We start from the raw sequence: 17,110 nt of genomic DNA, 5'->3' as shown, positions 1-17,110 counted from the left end.
ATCAGCCCTTCAGCGAATCAACTTCGCCCACGTTGATGGTGTGGCGAGTACGGAACAAGGTCACCAGGATCGCGAGGCCGATTGCAGCTTCGGCTGCGGCCACGGTCAGGATGAAGAACACGAACAGCTGGCCTGCGGTGTCGCCCAGCTCGCGCGAGAACGCGATGAAGTTGATGTTCACCGACAGCAGCATCAACTCGATCGACATCAGCAAAACGATGATGTTCTTGCGGTTCAGAAAAATGCCGGCAACGCTGATGCAGAACATAACCGCACCCAGCGCGAGCATATGGCCCAGGGAAATCATGGCTTGGCCTCCTCGCCACCGGAATTTTTGACGTCAACCTGCACGACCGGCTTTTCGGCCGTCATCTTCACCATGCGCAGACGATCTTTCGCCTTGACCATGGTCTGCTCGGTCGGATCCTGCTTCTTCAGACCCGGGCGGCGACGCAGGGTCAGCATCACCGCGGCAACCACGGCCACAGTCAGGATCACGGCCGCGAACTCGAACGGCAGCAGGTATTCGGTGAACAGGCTGCGCGCCAGCCAGGTGATATTGGAGGTGTCGGCCGCGATCGCCGCCGCGTTGTCCACCGGGAAGGGCGCCGCAGAACGGGCCTTTACACCGATCAGGATCAACATCTGCACCAGCATCACCACCGCCACGACCAGCCCGACCGGCAGGTAACGCACCCAGCCTTCACGCAAGTCGGAGGTATCGATGTCGAGCATCATCACCACGAACAAGAACAGCACCATCACCGCGCCGACATACACCAGCACCAGCGTGACGCCCAGGAACTCGGCTCCGACCAGCAGCCACACGCAGGCTACCGAGAAGAACGTCAGGATCAGGCACAACACCGCGTACACCGGGTTGCGCACACTGATCACCGAAGCGGCGGATATGCCGGCGACGATCGAGAAAAACCAGAACGAAATATTTACCCAATCCATCTCAAGACCTCAGCGGAAGGCAGCGTCGGCGGCGCGGCGCTCGGCGATTTCGGCTTCAAGCCGATCGCCAATGGCCAGCAGCTGCGGCTTGGTGATGATGTTCTCGCCACGATTCTCGAAGTGGTACTCGAGGATGTGGGTCTCAACGATCGAATCCACCGGGCAGCTTTCCTCACAGAAGCCGCAGAAGATGCACTTGAACAGATCGATCTCGTACCGCGTGGTCCGGCGGGTGCCGTCTTCGCGCTTGGCCGAATCGATGGTGATCGCCAATGCCGGGCACACCGCTTCGCAGAGCTTGCAGGCGATGCAGCGCTCTTCCCCGTTCGGGTAGCGACGCAGTGCATGCAGACCACGGAAACGCGGCGACTGCGGAAACTTCTCCATCGGGTACAGCACGGTGTACTTGGGCTTGAACGTGTATTTCAACGTCAGCCACATACCCCCGATCAGCTCGAGCAGCAGCAGGCTCTTGAAATAGTGGGTGATCTTATTCATGAATCAAACGCCCTTCTGGATCACGCCGTAGAACACCATCAGTGCCGTCACCGCGATCCAGAAAATGGTCAGCGGGATGAACACTCTCCAGCCCAGACGCATGATCTGGTCATAACGGAAACGGGGGAAGCTTGCACGGAACCAGATGTAGGCACTGGCGAAGAACAACACCTTCAGCAGCAGCCACGGCCAGCCACCGTTCCAGATCCAGTTGATCCACGGCGAGATATCCGCCGTGACCCAGCCCTGGATCGGGCTCAACCAACCACCGAGAAAGAAGATCGCGATCAGGAAGCTGATCAGGATCATGTTGGCGTATTCGGCCAGGAAGAACAGCGCGAACGCACCACCGGAGTATTCGACCATGTGGCCGGCAACGATTTCCGATTCGCCTTCCACCACGTCGAACGGCGCGCGGTTGGTTTCGGCCACACCGGACACCCAATACACCACGAACAGCGGGAACAGCGGCAGCAGGAACCAGTCAAACAGGCCCGAATTGCCCTTCTGCGCCAACACAATCTCGCTCAGGTTCAAGCTGCCCGCGGCGATCATCACGCCAACCAGCGCGAAACCCATCGCGATCTCATAGCTGACCACCTGCGCGGCAGAACGCATCGCGCCGAGGAAGGCGTACTTGGAGTTGGAGGCCCAGCCGGCGAGGATCACGCCATACACGCCCAGCGAGGTCATGGCCAGCAGATACAGCAGACCCACGTTGGAGTTGGACAGCACCAGCTTGGCGTCAAATGGCACCACCGCCCACGCGGCGAAAGAAGGTGCCAGCACGATGAGCGGCGCGATCACGTACATCGCCTTGTGGGCGCTGGTCGGGGCGATGATCTCCTTGAACAGCAGCTTAGTGACGTCGGCAAAAGCCTGCAGCAGCCCCCCCAGGCCGACATACATCGGCCCGTGGCGGACGTGCATCCAGCCGATCAGCTTGCGTTCCCACAACACGTAGAACGCCACCGAGATGATGATCGGCATCGCGATCACCAGGATCTTCAGCACCGTCCACAGCACGATGCCGATATCGCCCAGGGCGAGGAACCACTGGTGCAGCGGGTCGACCGCGTTCAACAGCAACTCGTTCATGCAGCCACCACCGTTACCCGTGCAGCGCCCAGCGGCGCGGTTGCGCCGTGGCCCGATTCAATCCACACCGTACCGGCGGCGACGCGTGCGTCGACGACGACCGGCAATGTCGCCTTGCCCGCTTCCGTACCGACCTTGGCCATCTGGCCTTCGGTCAGCTGAAGACGCGCGGCGTCTTCAGCATTGAGCACAATGCGCGGCGCGTTGTTCAGCGGATGCGACTGCAGCGCTTCAGCGCGACGGACCACCGCATCGGTGCGGTAGATCGCCGGCGTCGAAGCCACTTCCAGGCCCTCGCCCGCCAGTGGCGGCTGCGCCGAAGCGGCAACCTTCACCGCCACAGACTGCAGGCTGGCACGCAGACCCGCCAGATCGGTGAAACCGAACCCGGCCAGTTGCATGTCACCCCCCAGCGCACGCAGCACGCGCCAGCCCTCGCGGGCCTCGCCCTGCAACTTGCCGCCAGCGCGGGCAATCTGGTCGCGACCATCGAGATTGGTCAGCGTGCCCTCGATTTCCGGCAGCGCGCCGATCGGCAGGATCACGTCGGCCACATCGCGGGTCGAGGCACAGGCGAACTGGCTGAAAGCCACGACCTTGGCACCGGCCAGCGCCTTGCGGGCAGCGGCGGCATCGGCAAAATCCAGGCCCGGCTCAATGCCATACAGCGCATAGGCCTTGCGCGGCTGCGCCAGCATCGCGTTGACATCCTTGCCGGCCGGCAGCACGCCAGCACGGGTGAGGCCAAGCGCGTTGGCGCCCTGCGGAATGCGACACAGCTTGGCGCCGGTAGCCGAGGCAAACGCGCCGGCAGCAGCACGGATGGCGGCAGCCTGCGGGTGGTTTTCGGCAATCGCGCCAACGATGATGACGGAGTTGCTGCCGCCCTTCACCGCGTCGACCAGCTGCGCGCTGGCCAGCGCTTCGGCAAAGCGCGACGGTGCAACGATCTGCTTGCCAGCCAGCTTGAACGCGAAGTCGAAATCGACCGGGTTGAGCACATGGATCTGCGCCCCGTTGCTGGTCTGCGCCTTGCGCAGACGGGCGTGCAGCAACGGCAGCTCGTGGCGGATATTGCTACCCAGCACGACGATGCGGTCGGCCTTCTCGATCTCGGCCAGCGACATGCCGAACGCTTGTGCGACAGGAGCGTCGGAGAAATCGCGGTTGTTGATGCGGTGGTCGATATTGGTCGAACCCAGTCCGGCCGCCAGACGCGCCAGCAATGCGCCCTCCTCATTCGAGGTCGACGGATGCACCAGCACGCCCAGATCGTCGCCACGGTTGGCTTCAAAGATTTCGCGGGCCGCGGCCAGACCTTCGGCCCAGCTCACTTCCTTCCATTCGCCATTGACCTTCTGCAGCGGCTTGACCGCGCGATCGGCGGCGTACAGGCCCTGATGCGAATAGCGGTCGCGGTCGGACAGCCAGCATTCGTTGACCAGCTCGTTGTCGCGCGGCACCGCGCGCAGCACTTCGCCACGGCGCACGTGCAGGAACAGGTTCGAGCCCATCGCGTCGTGGTAACCCAGCGACTCGCGTGCAGTCAGCTCCCACGGGCGCGCCTTGAACTGGAACACCTTGTTGGTCAGCGCGCCGACCGGACACACGTCGATGACGTTGCCGGACAGCTCGGTGGTCAGCGGCTTGCCGTCGTAGGTGCCGATCTGCAGGTTCTCGCCGCGGTACATGCCACCCAGCTCGTAGGTGCCCGCCACTTCGGCGGTGAAGCGCACGCAGCGGGTGCACTGGATGCAGCGGGTCATCTCGGTGGCGACCAGCGGCCCCATGTCCTCGTCCACCACAACGCGCTTGCGCTCGTTGAAGCGGCTGACCGAGCGGCCGTAGCCCAGCGACACGTCCTGCAGCTCGCACTCGCCGCCCTGATCGCAGATCGGGCAGTCCAGCGGATGGTTGATGAGCAGGAACTCCATCACCGAACGCTGGTACTTGAGCGCCTTCTCGTTGCGGGTCTGGATCTTCATGCCATCCATGACCGGGGTGGCACAGGCCGGCGACGGCTTGGGCGACTTTTCCACATCGACCAGGCACATGCGACAGTTGGCCGCGATCGGCAGCTTCTCGTGATAGCAGAAGCGCGGAATCGGAATGCCGGCCTTGTCGGCGGCCTGGATGATCATCGACCCCTTGGGCACGACCAGCGACTGGCCATCGATCTCGATGGTCACGTGCCCTTCGGGCACAACCACAGTCGTCTCATTGGGATTTACCGGTTGCGCGCTCATGCGACAGCAGCCTCCACCTTCTTGCCGTCAACCATCGAATGACCGTTGACGATGTAGTACTCGAATTCGTCCCAGAACTGACGCAGGAAACCCTGGATCGGCCATGCGGCGGCTTCACCGAATGCGCAGATGGTGTGGCCTTCAATCTGGCCGGCCACCGTCTTGAGCTGGTGCAGGTCTTCCATCGTGGCCTGACCGGCGACGATGCGCTCCAGCACGCGGTGCATCCAGCCGGTACCTTCGCGGCACGGGGTGCACTGGCCACAGGATTCCTTGTGGAAGAACTGGCTGATACGGCAGGCGAATTTCACGCAGCACACGCTGTCGTCGATCACCACGATCGCCCCCGAGCCCAGACCTGAGCCCAGCGCACGGATGGTGTCGTAGTCCATCGGCAGGCCCTTGAGCTCGGCTGCGGTCAGCACCGGCATCGACACACCGCCCGGGATGGCGCCTTTCAGCTTGCGGCCCGGACGCAGGCCACCGGCCATTTCCAGCAGCTCGTCGAAGGTGGTGCCCAGCGGTACTTCGAAGTTGCCGCCGCGCTGCACGCAGCCAGAGACCGAGAAGCACTTCGGGCCGCCATTGGCGGTCTTGCTCAGGCCCTTGAACCACTCCGGGCCGTTGCGGATGATCGCCGGCACCGAGCCGTAGGTCTCGGTGTTGTTGATCGTCGACGGCTTGCCATACAGGCCGAAGTTGGCCGGGAACGGCGGCTTGTAGCGCGGCTGGCCCTTCTTGCCTTCCAGCGACTCCATCAGCGCGGTTTCTTCGCCGCAGATATACGCACCGGCGCCCAGGGCGCCATAGATGTCGATATCGACACCGCTGCCCATCACGTTCTTGCCCAACCAGCCATGCTGGTAGGCATCGGCCAAGGCCTGTTCGAAATGTTCGAACGGCTCGTGGTGGAACTCGCCGCGCAGGTAGTTGTAGCCCACGGTGGAACCGGTGGCGTAGCAGGCGATCGCCATGCCCTCGACCACCGAGTGCGGGTTGTAGCGCAGGATGTCGCGGTCCTTGCAGGTGCCCGGCTCGGATTCATCCGAGTTGCAGAGAATGTACTTCTGCATGTCGCCCTTGGGCATGAAGGACCACTTCAGGCCGGTCGGGAAGCCGGCGCCGCCACGGCCACGCAGGCCGGACTGCTTGACCATCTCGATGACGTCGGCCGGCGGGATCTTCTCTTCGAGGATCTTGCGCAGCGCGGCGTAGCCACCGGTCTTCAGATAGCTTTCGTACGACCACGGGGTGTCGTAATGCAACGTGGTGTAGACCACGTTGTGCGGAAGCGGTGCCGGTCCTACCGGCCCCTTGGATTCGTGGTGTGCCATGTCCTACTCCAGCCCGTCCAGCAGCGCATCGACCTGGTCCAGCGTCAGGCGCTCATGGTAGTGACCGTTGATGACCATCATCGGCGCGCCCGCGCAGCCGGCCAGGCACTCTTCCTCTTTCTTGAGGTAGACACGGCCGTCAGCCGTCGAATCGCCGTGCTTGATGCCCAGCTTCTTCTCGCAATGGCGCACGATATCCTCGGCACCGTTGAGCCAGCAGCTGATGTTGGTGCAGATCGCAACGTTGTTGCGGCCGACCTTCTCGGTCTCGAACATCGAGTAGAAAGTCGCCACTTCGTACGCCCACACGAACGGCAGATCCAGATACTTGGCCACGGCGGCGATCAGCTCATCGCTCAGCCAGCCCTGGTTCTGCTCCTGGGCCGCATGCAGGCCCTGCAGCACCGCCGAGCGCTTGCGATCGGGCGGAAACTTTGCCAGCCAGTGATCGATGTGAGCACGGGTCTTGTCGCTCAGCACCACCATCGGGTCGACGTCACGCGCCGCCTCGAAATTACCTGTCGCCTTCATCGGCCGACCTCAACGAATAGCAAATTCTGGAAAAGCGAGGCCCGCGGCAGCAGAGCCACGCGGGCATCGAGCGTTGTGCAGTTCACCGGCATTACCGGTCGACCTCACCGAACACGAGATCGTAGGTACCGATCATCGCCACCACGTCACCCAGCATGTGACCACGCACGACCGAGTCGAGCGAGGACAGATGGGCGAAGCCAGGCGCGCGCAGATGCACGCGGAACGGCTTGTTGGCACCATCGGAGAGCAGATAGCAACCGAATTCGCCCTTCGGCGCCTCGACGGCCGCGTACGTCTCACCGGCTGGCACGCAATAGCCTTCGCTGAACAGCTTGAAGTGATGGATCAGCGCTTCCATGTCGTCCTTCATTTCCGCGCGCGAGGGCGGCGCGACCTTGAAGTTCTGGACCATCACCGGACCGGGATTGGCTTTGAGCCACTGCACGCACTGTTTGATGATGCGGTTGGATTCGCGCATCTCGGCAACACGGACCAGGTAGCGGTCATAGCAATCGCCATTGGTGCCGAGCGGGATATCGAAATCCACCGCATCGTACTTGGCGTAGGGCTTCTTCTTGCGCAGATCCCAGGCCACACCCGAACCACGCAGCATCACGCCGGTCATGCCCCATGCCATCGCATGTTCGGGCGTGATCACGCCGATACCGACGGTACGCTGCTTCCAGATGCGGTTGTCGGTCAGCAGGGTTTCGTATTCGTCGACACGCTTGGGAAATTCATTGGTGAAATTCTCCAGGAAGTCGAGCATCGAACCCTCGCGCGAAGCATTCAGACGCTTCAGCGCATTGCCCTTGTGCCAGCGCGATTCCTTGTACTTGGGCATCGCATCGGGAAGGTCGCGATAGACACCACCCGGGCGGTAATAGGCTGCATGCATGCGAGCACCGGAAACGGCCTCGTAGCAGTCCATCAACTCTTCACGCTCACGGAAGGTGTACAACATCACCGCCATCGCACCCAGGTCCAGCGCACCGGTACCGATGTTCATCAGGTGGTTCAGGATGCGGGTGATTTCGTCGAACATGGTGCGGATGTACTGCGCCCGCTCCGGCGCTTCGATCCCGACCAGATTCTCGATGGCACGCACATAGGCATGCTCGTTGCACATCATCGAGCAGTAATCCAGGCGATCCATGTAGCCGATCGACTGGTTGAACGGCTTGGATTCAGCCAGCTTTTCGGTACCACGATGCAACAGGCCGATATGCGGATCGGCGCGCATGATGGTCTCGCCATCCATCTCCAGGATCAGACGCAACACACCGTGCGCAGACGGATGCTGCGGACCGAAGTTCATCGTGTAGTTGCGGATCTCCTGCTGGGCTTCAACAGGATTGCTGGCGAAGGCCTGCGAGGCCTGTTTGAACTCACTCACTTGCTAGCCTCCGTCTGCGCGCGCTCGCCTTCCGCGGTCTGGAAGCGGGCGTCGTCGCGGATAACGCGTGGCACGCCGACGCGCGGTTCAACCGACGTCACCGGCTCATAGATCACGCGCTTCTTCTCTTCGTCGTAACGCACTTCGACGTTGCCGATCAGCGGGAAATCCTTGCGGAACGGATGGCCCACGAAACCATAGTCGGTCAGGATCCGGCGCAGGTCCGGATGCCCTTCAAAAATCACGCCGAACAGATCGAACGCCTCGCGTTCGAACCAGTTCACACCCGGCCAGACGCTGGTCAGCGAAGCGACCACCGGCAACTCTTCGTTCGGCGCAAAACAACGGATACGCAGCAGCTGGTTGTGCTGGTAGGAACGCAGCTGGGCAACCACGGCAAAACGCTGCTTCGGCATGGCGTCAGGCGTCGCCCCAGCGGTCGACTCATGGCTGGGGAACTCGCCCCAGGCAAAGCGGCCCGTGCTCTTTCCTTCCACACCACGACTGAAGCCGTGCGAGGACACGTCCGAGGTATCCCACTCGTCACTGCCGTAGCCGAGATAGTCGACGCCGCAAAGATCGGTGAGGTGCTCGAAGCCGAACTCGTCACGCAGCGCCAAGGCGGTTGCGTGCCAGTCGGCCGCAGCCACCTCCAACGTAACTTCGCCGCGCGGTTCGATCACGAAGACCTGCGCACCGGCAAAACGGGCGCGAAGTCGATCGATCAATGAATGTGCTTGCTGGGCCATGGGGGCTGGCGTGCTCTTGATTTGAAAGGGAAATCAGCGAGAGATGGTCTGGGTGCGCCAGATCTTCTTCTGCAACTGCAAAATGCCGTACACCAGCGCCTCGGCGGTCGGCGGACAGCCCGGGACGTACACGTCCACCGGCACCACGCGATCACAGCCACGGACCACCGAATACGAATAGTGGTAGTAGCCGCCACCGTTGGCGCAGCTGCCCATCGAGATGACCCACTTCGGATCCGGCATCTGGTCATAGACCTTGCGCAGCGCCGGCGCCATCTTGTTGACCAGCGTGCCTGCCACGATCATCACATCCGATTGACGCGGCGATGGGCGGAACACGATGCCGTAACGGTCCAGATCCAGACGCGCCGCACCGGCGTGCATCATCTCCACCGCACAGCAGGCCAGACCGAAGGTCATCGGCCACATCGAGCCGGTACGCGCCCAGTTCAACAGCGCATCGACACTGGTGGTCACATAGCCCTTCTCGAGCAGCGGATTGTCGCCTTCAGGCCGCAGGATGTCGTCGACCCGCCCTTCCGGGATCGGGTTGTTCATCAGGCCGTCGAGAGTTTGGATCACTCCCATTCCAGCGCTCCCTTCTTCCACACGTAGATAAAGCCGAGGAACAGCATGCCTACGAACAGCCCCATGGTGACGAGCGAACGGGCGCCCAGCTCCATGAAGACCTGGGTCCAAGGCACGATGAAGATGATTTCCAGATCAAAGACGATGAACTGGATGGCGATGAGGTAATAGCGCACGTCGAACTTCATGCGCGCGTTCTCAAACGCCTCGAAGCCGCACTCGTACGGCGAAAGCTTCTGACTGTCCGGGCTACGCGGAGCGAGGAACCGGCCGATCAGCATCAGCGCGATACCGATACCGGTGGCGACGATCAGAAACAGCAGAGACGGCAAATATTCGGCCAGCACAGCGATTCTCTCTTGCCTCTGCCTTGGCACCTGCGGGCGCCGCGGCATGGGTGATTGTCGGGAATGTGATGACGGGGCGCCAACGCGCCCCGCGAACCCGCAAATACTAATGGTGCCCAAGAGGGGACTCGAACCCCTACGACTCTCGTCGCTACCACCTCAAGGTAGTGCGTCTACCAATTCCGCCACCTGGGCTTACGTCAGCGCAACTGTTTTGCAGTGCGCCGCGTATTGTAACCGTCTTCAGTCTTTCTGTGCGCCCTCGACGGGCTTTTCTTCACTCTGGACCGGAATATTTTCCGTGGGAGCGGCCGCCTGCGGCACATCACCCACTGCCGGCACCTGCGGCACCGACTGCAACTCACCCACGGGCACCGAAGGAGCCGCTGCCGGCGTTACCGCCTGGGACATGACCCCGAGCCCCTCACCCGCCGGACGCGCGCCGTGGCTTGCATACCAGGCCATGAACAGGCTGATACCGAAAAACACCACCGCCAGCCACTTGGTGCTCTTGGACAGGAAATTCGAAGCGCCACGCGCGCCGAACACCGTACCTGACGCACCCGCACCAAATCCCGAGCCAGCCGCAGCACCCGAGCCACGCTGCATCAGGATCAGCGCGATCATCGCGACCGCCACCAGCACATAGACCACATTGAGGATCAACATCAGCATTTGAAATCCGTCCCGGACAATTCCACCCGATTAGCGACCGGCCGCTGCTCTCGCGATGGCCAGAAAATCAGCCGCCACCAGCGAAGCGCCACCTACCAGCCCGCCATCGACGTCAGGCTGTGAAAACAGCTCTGCAGCATTGCCGGGCTTGACGCTGCCACCATAAAGGAGCGGCAACGAATCAGCGATTCTAGCATCGGCCTTGGCCACTACGCCACGAATGAACGCATGCACGGCCTGCGCCTGCTCCGGCGTCGCGGTCTTTCCGGTACCGATCGCCCAGACCGGCTCATAGGCCACCACCGCTTTGACAAATGCATCGACTCCAGCCAGATCCAGGACCGGCGCCAGCTGCGAGGCGATCACCTGCTCGGTCTGACCGGCCTCGCGCTGCTCCAGCGTCTCACCGACACACAAGACCGGGATCAGTCCGGCATGGATGGCCGCCAGGAACTTCCGTGCCACCAGCTCATTGCTTTCGTTGTGGTACTGGCGGCGCTCCGAGTGCCCTACCAGCCCATGCGTTGCCCCGACATCCACCAGCATGGCGGCGGAGACCTCGCCGGTATAGGCGCCCTTTTCGTTGCTGCTGACATCCTGCGACCCGAATGCCAGTTCCGTGCGCTCGAAGTCCTCGATCAGATCGCCCAGATACGGCAGTGGCGGCAAGATCACCAGCGACACCCCCTCAAGCGGCAGGCCAGCGGCCACCTGCCCCACCAGTTCGGTGGCGAATTGACGGCTGCCATGCAGCTTCCAGTTACCGGCAACGATCTTCTGGCGCATTCAGGAATGACTCCCCGTAAAAAGGTGGGCGAAGGATAGCCGAATTGCGGCCATCGACAGGACAACACCGGACAATCCGGGACAACATGCACAAACGCCGCCGGACACGCAGGCCGCGACGGCGTTGTGGCGGAGCCGCACCGGACAGACCGGCCGGCCAACGCGTTACTTCAGCTTGATCTCGCGCAGGCGTTCTTCCAGGAAGCCATGGGCCGTAATCGCTTCGGGGTAACGGCTCGGATTCTCCGCGCTAACGCACGAAGGCAGCACATCGATCAGGAAATCCGGATTCGGATGCAGGAAGAAAGGCACCGAGTAGCGCGGCTGGCGGGCCAGCTCGCCCGGAGGATTGACCACGCGATGGATGGTGGACGGGTACACGTGGTTGGTCAGGCGCTGCAGCATGTCGCCGATATTGACCACGATGGTGTCAGCATCGGAGGTGAACGGCACCCACTCGCCTTCGTGCGACTGCACTTCCAGGCCGGCGGCACTGGCGCCGACCAGCAGGGTGATGAAGTTGATGTCGCCATGGGCGCCGGCACGCACATTGGGGATGTCGTCGGTGGTGATCGGCGGGTAGTGGATCGGCCGCAGGATCGAGTTGCCGTTGTTGGTCTTGTCGGCGAAATAGTCCTCCGGCAGACCGATGTGCAGCGCCAGCGCCGACAGCACGCGCGAGCCCAGCTGGTCCAGCTTCTGGTAAAGACCGTACCCGTACTCCTTGAAGCCAGGCACTTCACTCGGCCACAGGTTCGGCGGCATCACTTCGCGGTACTTGGAATCGTCCGGAATCTCACGGCCGATATGCCAGAACTCCTTCAGGTCGAAATGCTTGGAACCCTTGGCGGTCTCCACCCCGAACGGCGTGTAACCGCGAGCACCACCACCACCGGCCACGTGATACTGCTTTTTCACAGCCTCCGGCAGCGCGAAGAACGCCTTGAAGGCCTCATAGGCGGCATCGATCTCGGCCTGCGGGATACCGTGATTGCGGATACCGGCAAACCCCCACTGGCGATACGCCGCGCCCAGCTCAGCCACGAAGGCGTCACGGTCGGTATCGAAACGGGTGATGTCGAGGGTGGGAATACGGGAACTCATTCAACTACTCCAGAGAAGGAAACGGGGCGCCGGCTATTGGAACCGGGACCCCGACAGCAACACCATGATCCAGCTCAAACCTGTGCGGCAGCCGAACGGACGGCGTCGGCCAGTGCTTCGAGCGTGTCGGCCATCAACCCGGCCTGGTCGGCCTCGACGGTGACCCGCACCACCGGCTCGGTGCCCGACGGCCGCAGGAACGCCCTGCCCCGTCCGGCAACCGCCGCCTGCGCCGTGGCCAGCGCCGCCTGCACCGGCGCGCTCCTGACCACTTCGCGCGCCCCCGACTCCAAGCGCACATTGATGGTCTTTTGCGGCACCATCACCAGCCCCGCGCCCGCTTGGCGCAGGGTCTGGCCGGCACTTCCCAGCACTTCCAGCACCTGCAACGCACTGATGATGGCGTCACCGGTCGTGGCCCGGTCCAAGCACAGGATATGTCCCGACGCCTCGCCCCCCAGCACGCCCTTGCCCTCGACCAGCGCCTGATGCACATAGCGATCACCGACATTGGCCCGCACGAACGGGATGTTCAGCCGTTCCAGCGCCTGCTGCAGCCCGTAATTGGTCATCAAGGTACCGACCACCGGCCCACGCAAACGACCGCTGGCCTGCCAGGCCTTGGCCAGGATATAGAGCAGGCCATCACCGTCCACGGCGGCGCCCGTATCGTCCACCATCAGCACACGGTCGCCGTCACCGTCGAAGGCGATGCCCAGATCGGCCTCCACCTCGACAACCTTGCGCGCCAGGTTGTCGATATGGGTGGACCCCACCCCGTCATTGATGTTGATGCCATTCGGCTCGGCACCGATGGCGATCACCTCGGCCCCCAGTTCGCGGAACAGCAGTGGAGCGATGTGATAGGTCGCACCATGGGCGCAGTCCAGCACGATCTTGAGCCCATGCAGGTAGAAATCGCGCCCCACGCTAGCCTTGCAGAACTCGATGTAACGGCCGACTGCATCGCGGGCACGCATCGCCTTGCCAAGCAGCTCGGACTCGACCGTACTGAACGGCTGGTCCATCGCCATTTCCAGCGCCAGCTCGGTGGCGTCATCGAGCTTCTCGCCCTTACCGGAGAAGAACTTGATGCCGTTGTCATGATGCGGATTGTGTGAGGCACTGATGACGATGCCGGCACTGGCACCCAGCGTGTGGGCCAGAAACGCCACGGCCGGGGTCGGCATCGGCCCCAGCATCTGGACATTGACGCCAGCCGCAACCAGGCCCGCCTCTAACGCCGACTCGAACATATAGCCCGAAATGCGGGTGTCCTTGCCGATCACTACCGTGGGCTGCCCCTCGTTGCGGTCAACGAGCACCCGCCCCAGCGCATTGCCCACACGCAGCACGAAATCAGCGGAAATGACGCCTTTTCCGACCCGGCCACGGATGCCGTCGGTACCGAAATACTTGCGTGTACTCATCAGGCCGCTTCGTCCCGGTTCTCAGGCTGTCGCATCATCATCGCCAGCAGCTCGGCCAGGCGGTCGCGCATTTCGCGACGGTCGCAGATCTGGTCGATGGCGCCATGCTCGAGCAGGAATTCCGAGCGCTGGAAACCTTCCGGCAGCTTCTCGCGGACGGTCTGCTCGATCACGCGCGGGCCGGCAAAGCCGATCAGCGCGTGCGGCTCGGCGATGTTGATATCGCCGAGCATCGCGAACGAGGCCGACACGCCCCCAGTGGTGGGATGGGTCAGCACCGAGATATACGGCAACCCCGCGTCACGGAGCTTGCCCAGCGCGGCCGAGGTCTTGGCCATCTGCATCAGCGAGAACAGGCCTTCCTGCATGCGCGCGCCGCCACTGGCGGAGAAACACACATACGGGCAACCCAGCTCAAGTGCGGTTTCCGCCGCCAGCGAGAAGCGCTCGCCGACCACCGACCCCATCGAACCGCCCATGAAGGCGAAATCGAAGGACGAGGCCACCAGCGGGCGACCCTTCAGCAGGCCGCGCATCGCCACCAGCGCGTCGTACTCGCCGGTGTTCTTCTGGCTGGCCTTGATGCGTTCGGCGTACTTCTTCTGGTCCTTGAACTTGAGCACGTCGGTCGGCCCGAGGCGGGCGGCGATCTCGGTGGTGCTGTCGGCATCAAACAACGAGGCCAGGCGCGCGCGGGCGCGGATAGCCATGTGATGGCCACACTTGGGGCAGACCTCGAGATTCTCTTCCAGTTCCGGGCGGTACAGGGCCGCGCCGCAGCTGCTGCATTTTTCCCACAGGCCCTCGGGGACGCTGCGTTTCTTGGAAGGCGTGTTGTCGGTACGGATGCCGGACGGCATCAACTTGCTGAGCCAACTCATGCGGGGTGACGGTTCCGTTCAGGGCGACCTTGCGGCCGCGACAGGGCCCACAGTCTAGCTCACCCCTGCGACGGTGGCGCCCCCTGCCTGCACACATCCGGGCCTATGCCCGGACGACGCAAACCCTACCCCCGCGTACGTTTCACTCCTTCCACGGTGCGCGGTCAACCGGCATGCCCGGACTCAGCCAGCGCCATCCAGCGCCGCGCGCAACGGCCGCAGGAACTCGCCCGCCAATGCTGCGGCTCCGGCTGGATCGGCCGCGGCAGACATGCGCGCCACCAGCGCACTGCCAACCACCACGCCATCGGCATCCACCGCCATCGCCGCCGCACTGGCGGCGTCCTTGATACCGAAACCGGCCACCACTGGCACTTTCGCACCGGCCCGCAACAGCCGCAGGCGCTCGCCCGCGGCCGCACTGTCCAGTCGTTCGGAGGCACCGGTGACGCCGGCGAAACTCACGTAGTACAGGTACCCCTGCGCCGCTTCGCACAAGGCATCGAGACGGAGCGGGCTGCTGGTCGGCGACGCCAGCAGGATCAGCGCCAAGCCGGCGGAAGTGAAGGCTGCGCGGATATCCTCGGCCTCTTCCGGGGGTAGATCCACCAGCAGCACGCCATCCACACCGGCGGCGACCGCCTCCTGTGCATAACGGACAGCGCCACGGATCTCGACCGGGTTGAGATAGCCCATCAGCACCACCGGCGTGACCACATCGGTCTGGCGGAAGCGCGCCACCGTATCCAGCACATATTGCCGCCCAGCCCCGCGTGCCAGCGCCTGTTCGGAGCTGCGCTGGATGGTGGGGCCATCGGCCATCGGATCGGAGAACGGCACGCCCAGCTCGATCACATCGGCGCCGGCCTGGACCAGCGCATGCATCACCGGCACGGTCGCCTCCAGCGAAGGATCGCCGGCGGTGATGAAAGGAATCAGCGCCTTGCGACCGGAGGCACGCAGGCGGGCGAAGCAGTCGTCAATTCGGGTTACGGACATCTCAGGCACATCCTTCAATCAGTTCAACCGCGTCGGGCTGGTCCCAGCAAAGCGGGGTCAGCGAACCATAGAGTGTTTCCAGGCGCAGGGCCACGCGGGCGGCGTTGCCGGTCAAGGTGGCGCAATCCCCTTCCGGTAATACACACGCCGCGGACGCCGTCGCCGCCGGTGGTGGCGCGGAAAGCGTGCACGCCGTCAACGCCACGGCCAGGCCGATCAGCAACGGAGCTCGCATCGCGGCGGCTCTCACAGCACCAGCCCCTCACGCGCGGCGATAGTGTGCACATCCTTGTCGCCACGGCCGGACAGATTGCACAGCACCAGCGCGTCCTTCGGCAGTTCGCGCGCCAGCTTGATGGCCTGCGCCACGGCATGGCTGGACTCCAGTGCCGGCAGGATGCCTTCGGTACGGGTCAGGCGATGGAAGGCGGCCAGCGCTTCCTCGTCGGTGATGCCCACGTACTGGGCGCGACCGGTGTCGGCCAGGAACGCATGCTCCGGACCGACGCCCGGGTAATCCAGGCCGGCGGAAATCGAATGGGTTTCGGTAATCTGGCCATCGTCATCGCACAGCACATAGGTGCGATTGCCGTGCAGCACACCCGGCCGACCGGCCGAGATCGAGGCGGCGTGGCGACCCGTAGCGATGCCATCCCCCCCCGCCTCGGCACCGTAGATCTTCACTTCAGGATCGTTGAGGAAGGCGTGGAACAGGCCGATGGCGTTGGAGCCGCCACCAACGCAGGCAGTGATCGCGTCGGGCAGGCGGCCGTAATCCTCCAGCATCTGCGCGCGCGCCTCGCGCCCGACAATCGCATTGAAGTCGCGCACCATGCGCGGATAGGGGTCCGGACCGGCCACGGTGCCGATGATGTAGAAGGTGTCGCGCACATTGGTAACCCAGTCGCGCATCGCCTCGTTGAGCGCATCCTTGAGCGTGGCCGAACCGCTGCTCACCGGCACCACCGTCGCCCCGAGCAGCTTCATCCGGTAGACGTTGATCTTCTGCCGCTCGATATCGGTGGCCCCCATGTAGACCACGCACTCGATGCCCAGCCGCGCGGCCACCGTCGCCGAGGCCACACCGTGCTGGCCGGCGCCGGTCTCGGCGATGATGCGGGTCTTGCCCATGCGCGCGGCCAACAGCGCCTGACCGATGGTGTTGTTGATCTTGTGCGCGCCGGTGTGGTTCAGGTCCTCGCGCTTGAGCAGGATCTGCGCACCGCCCACATCGCGACTCAGACGCTCGGCGTGATAGATCGGACTCGGCCGGCCAACATAGTGTTTCAGGTCCTTGTCGTAGGCGGCGATAAAGGCCGGATCAACCCGCGCCTGGTCGTAAGCGGCGGCCAGCTCCTGCAGCGGGCCAACCAGCGTTTCGGCGACAAAGCTGCCGCCATAGCGGCCGAAGTGGCCCCGGGCGTCCGGGAAGGCGTGGAAATCGTCGATCGGTGAGGCGGTCATGGCAATCACGGCAACAAGGAA

The 17,110-nt window shown here is 63.4% G+C and carries 19 protein-coding genes and 1 tRNA gene; all 20 read right to left on the bottom strand.

All coding sequences use genetic code 11. The annotated features are described in order from the left end of the window. Window position 1: 1 nt before the first annotated feature. The 20 genes from nuoK to trpB all read right to left on the bottom strand — a co-directional run bounded on the left by nuoK (window position 2) and on the right by trpB (window position 17,089). On the bottom strand, window positions 2-307 hold the full coding sequence (nuoK, locus tag ACVOMH_RS06825; RefSeq protein WP_054656949.1) for an NADH-quinone oxidoreductase subunit NuoK: 306 nt from the start codon (window positions 305-307) through the stop codon (window positions 2-4). Beyond that, window positions 304-960, bottom strand: a complete 657-nt coding sequence (locus tag ACVOMH_RS06820; RefSeq protein ID WP_481523437.1) for an NADH-quinone oxidoreductase subunit J — start codon at window positions 958-960, stop codon at window positions 304-306. The genes nuoK and ACVOMH_RS06820 overlap by 4 nt, the downstream gene beginning before the upstream one ends. Window positions 961-969: 9 nt before the next feature. After that, window positions 970-1,458, bottom strand: a complete 489-nt coding sequence (gene nuoI / locus ACVOMH_RS06815; RefSeq protein WP_054656945.1) for an NADH-quinone oxidoreductase subunit NuoI — start codon at window positions 1,456-1,458, stop codon at window positions 970-972. A gap of 3 nt (window positions 1,459-1,461) precedes the next feature. Next, a complete protein-coding gene (nuoH, locus tag ACVOMH_RS06810; RefSeq protein ID WP_054656943.1) occupies window positions 1,462-2,556 on the bottom strand; it encodes an NADH-quinone oxidoreductase subunit NuoH in 1,095 nt (364 codons plus the stop codon). Continuing rightward, window positions 2,553-4,802: an NADH-quinone oxidoreductase subunit NuoG gene (nuoG, locus tag ACVOMH_RS06805; RefSeq protein WP_481551455.1), complete on the bottom strand. Its 2,250-nt coding sequence runs from the start codon at window positions 4,800-4,802 to the stop codon at window positions 2,553-2,555. The genes nuoH and nuoG overlap by 4 nt, the downstream gene beginning before the upstream one ends. Further along, on the bottom strand, window positions 4,799-6,136 hold the full coding sequence (gene nuoF / locus ACVOMH_RS06800) for an NADH-quinone oxidoreductase subunit NuoF (RefSeq protein ID WP_481551454.1): 1,338 nt from the start codon (window positions 6,134-6,136) through the stop codon (window positions 4,799-4,801). The genes nuoG and nuoF overlap by 4 nt, the downstream gene beginning before the upstream one ends. A 3-nt stretch (window positions 6,137-6,139) precedes the next feature. After that, complete coding sequence (nuoE, locus tag ACVOMH_RS06795) at window positions 6,140-6,667, bottom strand: NADH-quinone oxidoreductase subunit NuoE (RefSeq protein WP_481551453.1); 528 nt, start codon at window positions 6,665-6,667, stop codon at window positions 6,140-6,142. Between the two features lie 91 nt (window positions 6,668-6,758). Beyond that, window positions 6,759-8,066: an NADH-quinone oxidoreductase subunit D gene (locus ACVOMH_RS06790; RefSeq protein WP_481551452.1), complete on the bottom strand. Its 1,308-nt coding sequence runs from the start codon at window positions 8,064-8,066 to the stop codon at window positions 6,759-6,761. After that, on the bottom strand, window positions 8,063-8,815 hold the full coding sequence (locus ACVOMH_RS06785; RefSeq protein ID WP_481523433.1) for an NADH-quinone oxidoreductase subunit C: 753 nt from the start codon (window positions 8,813-8,815) through the stop codon (window positions 8,063-8,065). The genes ACVOMH_RS06790 and ACVOMH_RS06785 overlap by 4 nt, the downstream gene beginning before the upstream one ends. 33 nt (window positions 8,816-8,848) lie before the next feature. Further along, window positions 8,849-9,403, bottom strand: a complete 555-nt coding sequence (locus tag ACVOMH_RS06780; RefSeq protein WP_054656931.1) for a NuoB/complex I 20 kDa subunit family protein — start codon at window positions 9,401-9,403, stop codon at window positions 8,849-8,851. Beyond that, on the bottom strand, window positions 9,394-9,750 hold the full coding sequence (locus tag ACVOMH_RS06775) for an NADH-quinone oxidoreductase subunit A (RefSeq protein WP_054656929.1): 357 nt from the start codon (window positions 9,748-9,750) through the stop codon (window positions 9,394-9,396). Before ACVOMH_RS06775 ends, ACVOMH_RS06780 begins: the two co-directional genes overlap by 10 nt. 110 nt (window positions 9,751-9,860) lie before the next feature. Continuing rightward, window positions 9,861-9,945 (bottom strand) — tRNA-Leu (locus tag ACVOMH_RS06770). Between the two features lie 48 nt (window positions 9,946-9,993). Then, window positions 9,994-10,425 carry a preprotein translocase subunit SecG gene (gene secG / locus ACVOMH_RS06765; RefSeq protein WP_481551451.1) on the bottom strand — a complete coding sequence of 144 codons (432 nt, stop codon included), beginning with the start codon at window positions 10,423-10,425 and terminating at the stop codon, window positions 9,994-9,996. A 30-nt stretch (window positions 10,426-10,455) separates the two neighbouring features. Then, the gene (tpiA, locus tag ACVOMH_RS06760) at window positions 10,456-11,211 is read right to left on the bottom strand and encodes a triose-phosphate isomerase (protein ID WP_481551450.1); all 756 of its coding nucleotides are present in this window, start codon (window positions 11,209-11,211) and stop codon (window positions 10,456-10,458) included. A 165-nt stretch (window positions 11,212-11,376) separates the two neighbouring features. Next, window positions 11,377-12,315, bottom strand: a complete 939-nt coding sequence (locus tag ACVOMH_RS06755) for an isopenicillin N synthase family dioxygenase (RefSeq protein WP_481551449.1) — start codon at window positions 12,313-12,315, stop codon at window positions 11,377-11,379. A gap of 74 nt (window positions 12,316-12,389) precedes the next feature. After that, window positions 12,390-13,745: a phosphoglucosamine mutase gene (gene glmM, locus ACVOMH_RS06750; RefSeq protein ID WP_481551448.1), complete on the bottom strand. Its 1,356-nt coding sequence runs from the start codon at window positions 13,743-13,745 to the stop codon at window positions 12,390-12,392. Continuing rightward, a complete protein-coding gene (gene accD / locus ACVOMH_RS06745; protein ID WP_481551447.1) occupies window positions 13,745-14,626 on the bottom strand; it encodes an acetyl-CoA carboxylase, carboxyltransferase subunit beta in 882 nt (293 codons plus the stop codon). Before accD ends, glmM begins: the two co-directional genes overlap by 1 nt. Before the next feature lie 183 nt (window positions 14,627-14,809). Then, complete coding sequence (gene trpA, locus ACVOMH_RS06740) at window positions 14,810-15,625, bottom strand: tryptophan synthase subunit alpha (RefSeq protein ID WP_481551446.1); 816 nt, start codon at window positions 15,623-15,625, stop codon at window positions 14,810-14,812. Between the two features lies 1 nt (window position 15,626). Then, window positions 15,627-15,848, bottom strand: coding sequence for a hypothetical protein (locus tag ACVOMH_RS06735; RefSeq protein WP_481551445.1), 222 nt, complete (start codon window positions 15,846-15,848; stop codon window positions 15,627-15,629). A gap of 23 nt (window positions 15,849-15,871) precedes the next feature. Then, complete coding sequence (trpB, locus tag ACVOMH_RS06730; RefSeq protein WP_054660338.1) at window positions 15,872-17,089, bottom strand: tryptophan synthase subunit beta; 1,218 nt, start codon at window positions 17,087-17,089, stop codon at window positions 15,872-15,874. Window positions 17,090-17,110 lie beyond the last annotated feature (21 nt).

This window comes from Stenotrophomonas sp. STEN013 (assembly GCF_056760355.1).
The sequence above is the reverse complement of the archived record's forward strand: the minus strand, read 5'-3'. Positions and strand labels throughout refer to the sequence as shown.

What these genes read in the sequence shown, in the direction of transcription:
- ACVOMH_RS06820 (WP_481523437.1), bottom strand. Translation starts at nt 960, where the DNA reads ATGGATTGGGTAAATATTTCGTTCTGGTTTTTCTCGATCGTCGCCGGC.
- nuoG (WP_481551455.1), bottom strand. Translation starts at nt 4,802, where the DNA reads ATGAGCGCGCAACCGGTAAATCCCAATGAGACGACTGTGGTTGTGCCC.
- trpB (WP_054660338.1), bottom strand. Translation starts at nt 17,089, where the DNA reads ATGACCGCCTCACCGATCGACGATTTCCACGCCTTCCCGGACGCCCGG.
- accD (WP_481551447.1), bottom strand. Translation starts at nt 14,626, where the DNA reads ATGAGTTGGCTCAGCAAGTTGATGCCGTCCGGCATCCGTACCGACAAC.
- ACVOMH_RS06780 (WP_054656931.1), bottom strand. Translation starts at nt 9,403, where the DNA reads ATGGGAGTGATCCAAACTCTCGACGGCCTGATGAACAACCCGATCCCG.
- nuoF (WP_481551454.1), bottom strand. Translation starts at nt 6,136, where the DNA reads ATGGCACACCACGAATCCAAGGGGCCGGTAGGACCGGCACCGCTTCCG.
- ACVOMH_RS06785 (WP_481523433.1), bottom strand. Translation starts at nt 8,815, where the DNA reads ATGGCCCAGCAAGCACATTCATTGATCGATCGACTTCGCGCCCGTTTT.
- nuoK (WP_054656949.1), bottom strand. Translation starts at nt 307, where the DNA reads ATGATTTCCCTGGGCCATATGCTCGCGCTGGGTGCGGTTATGTTCTGC.
- trpA (WP_481551446.1), bottom strand. Translation starts at nt 15,625, where the DNA reads ATGTCCGTAACCCGAATTGACGACTGCTTCGCCCGCCTGCGTGCCTCC.
- glmM (WP_481551448.1), bottom strand. Translation starts at nt 13,745, where the DNA reads ATGAGTACACGCAAGTATTTCGGTACCGACGGCATCCGTGGCCGGGTC.
- ACVOMH_RS06755 (WP_481551449.1), bottom strand. Translation starts at nt 12,315, where the DNA reads ATGAGTTCCCGTATTCCCACCCTCGACATCACCCGTTTCGATACCGAC.
- tpiA (WP_481551450.1), bottom strand. Translation starts at nt 11,211, where the DNA reads ATGCGCCAGAAGATCGTTGCCGGTAACTGGAAGCTGCATGGCAGCCGT.
- nuoE (WP_481551453.1), bottom strand. Translation starts at nt 6,667, where the DNA reads ATGAAGGCGACAGGTAATTTCGAGGCGGCGCGTGACGTCGACCCGATG.
- nuoI (WP_054656945.1), bottom strand. Translation starts at nt 1,458, where the DNA reads ATGAATAAGATCACCCACTATTTCAAGAGCCTGCTGCTGCTCGAGCTG.
- secG (WP_481551451.1), bottom strand. Translation starts at nt 10,425, where the DNA reads ATGCTGATGTTGATCCTCAATGTGGTCTATGTGCTGGTGGCGGTCGCG.
- nuoH (WP_054656943.1), bottom strand. Translation starts at nt 2,556, where the DNA reads ATGAACGAGTTGCTGTTGAACGCGGTCGACCCGCTGCACCAGTGGTTC.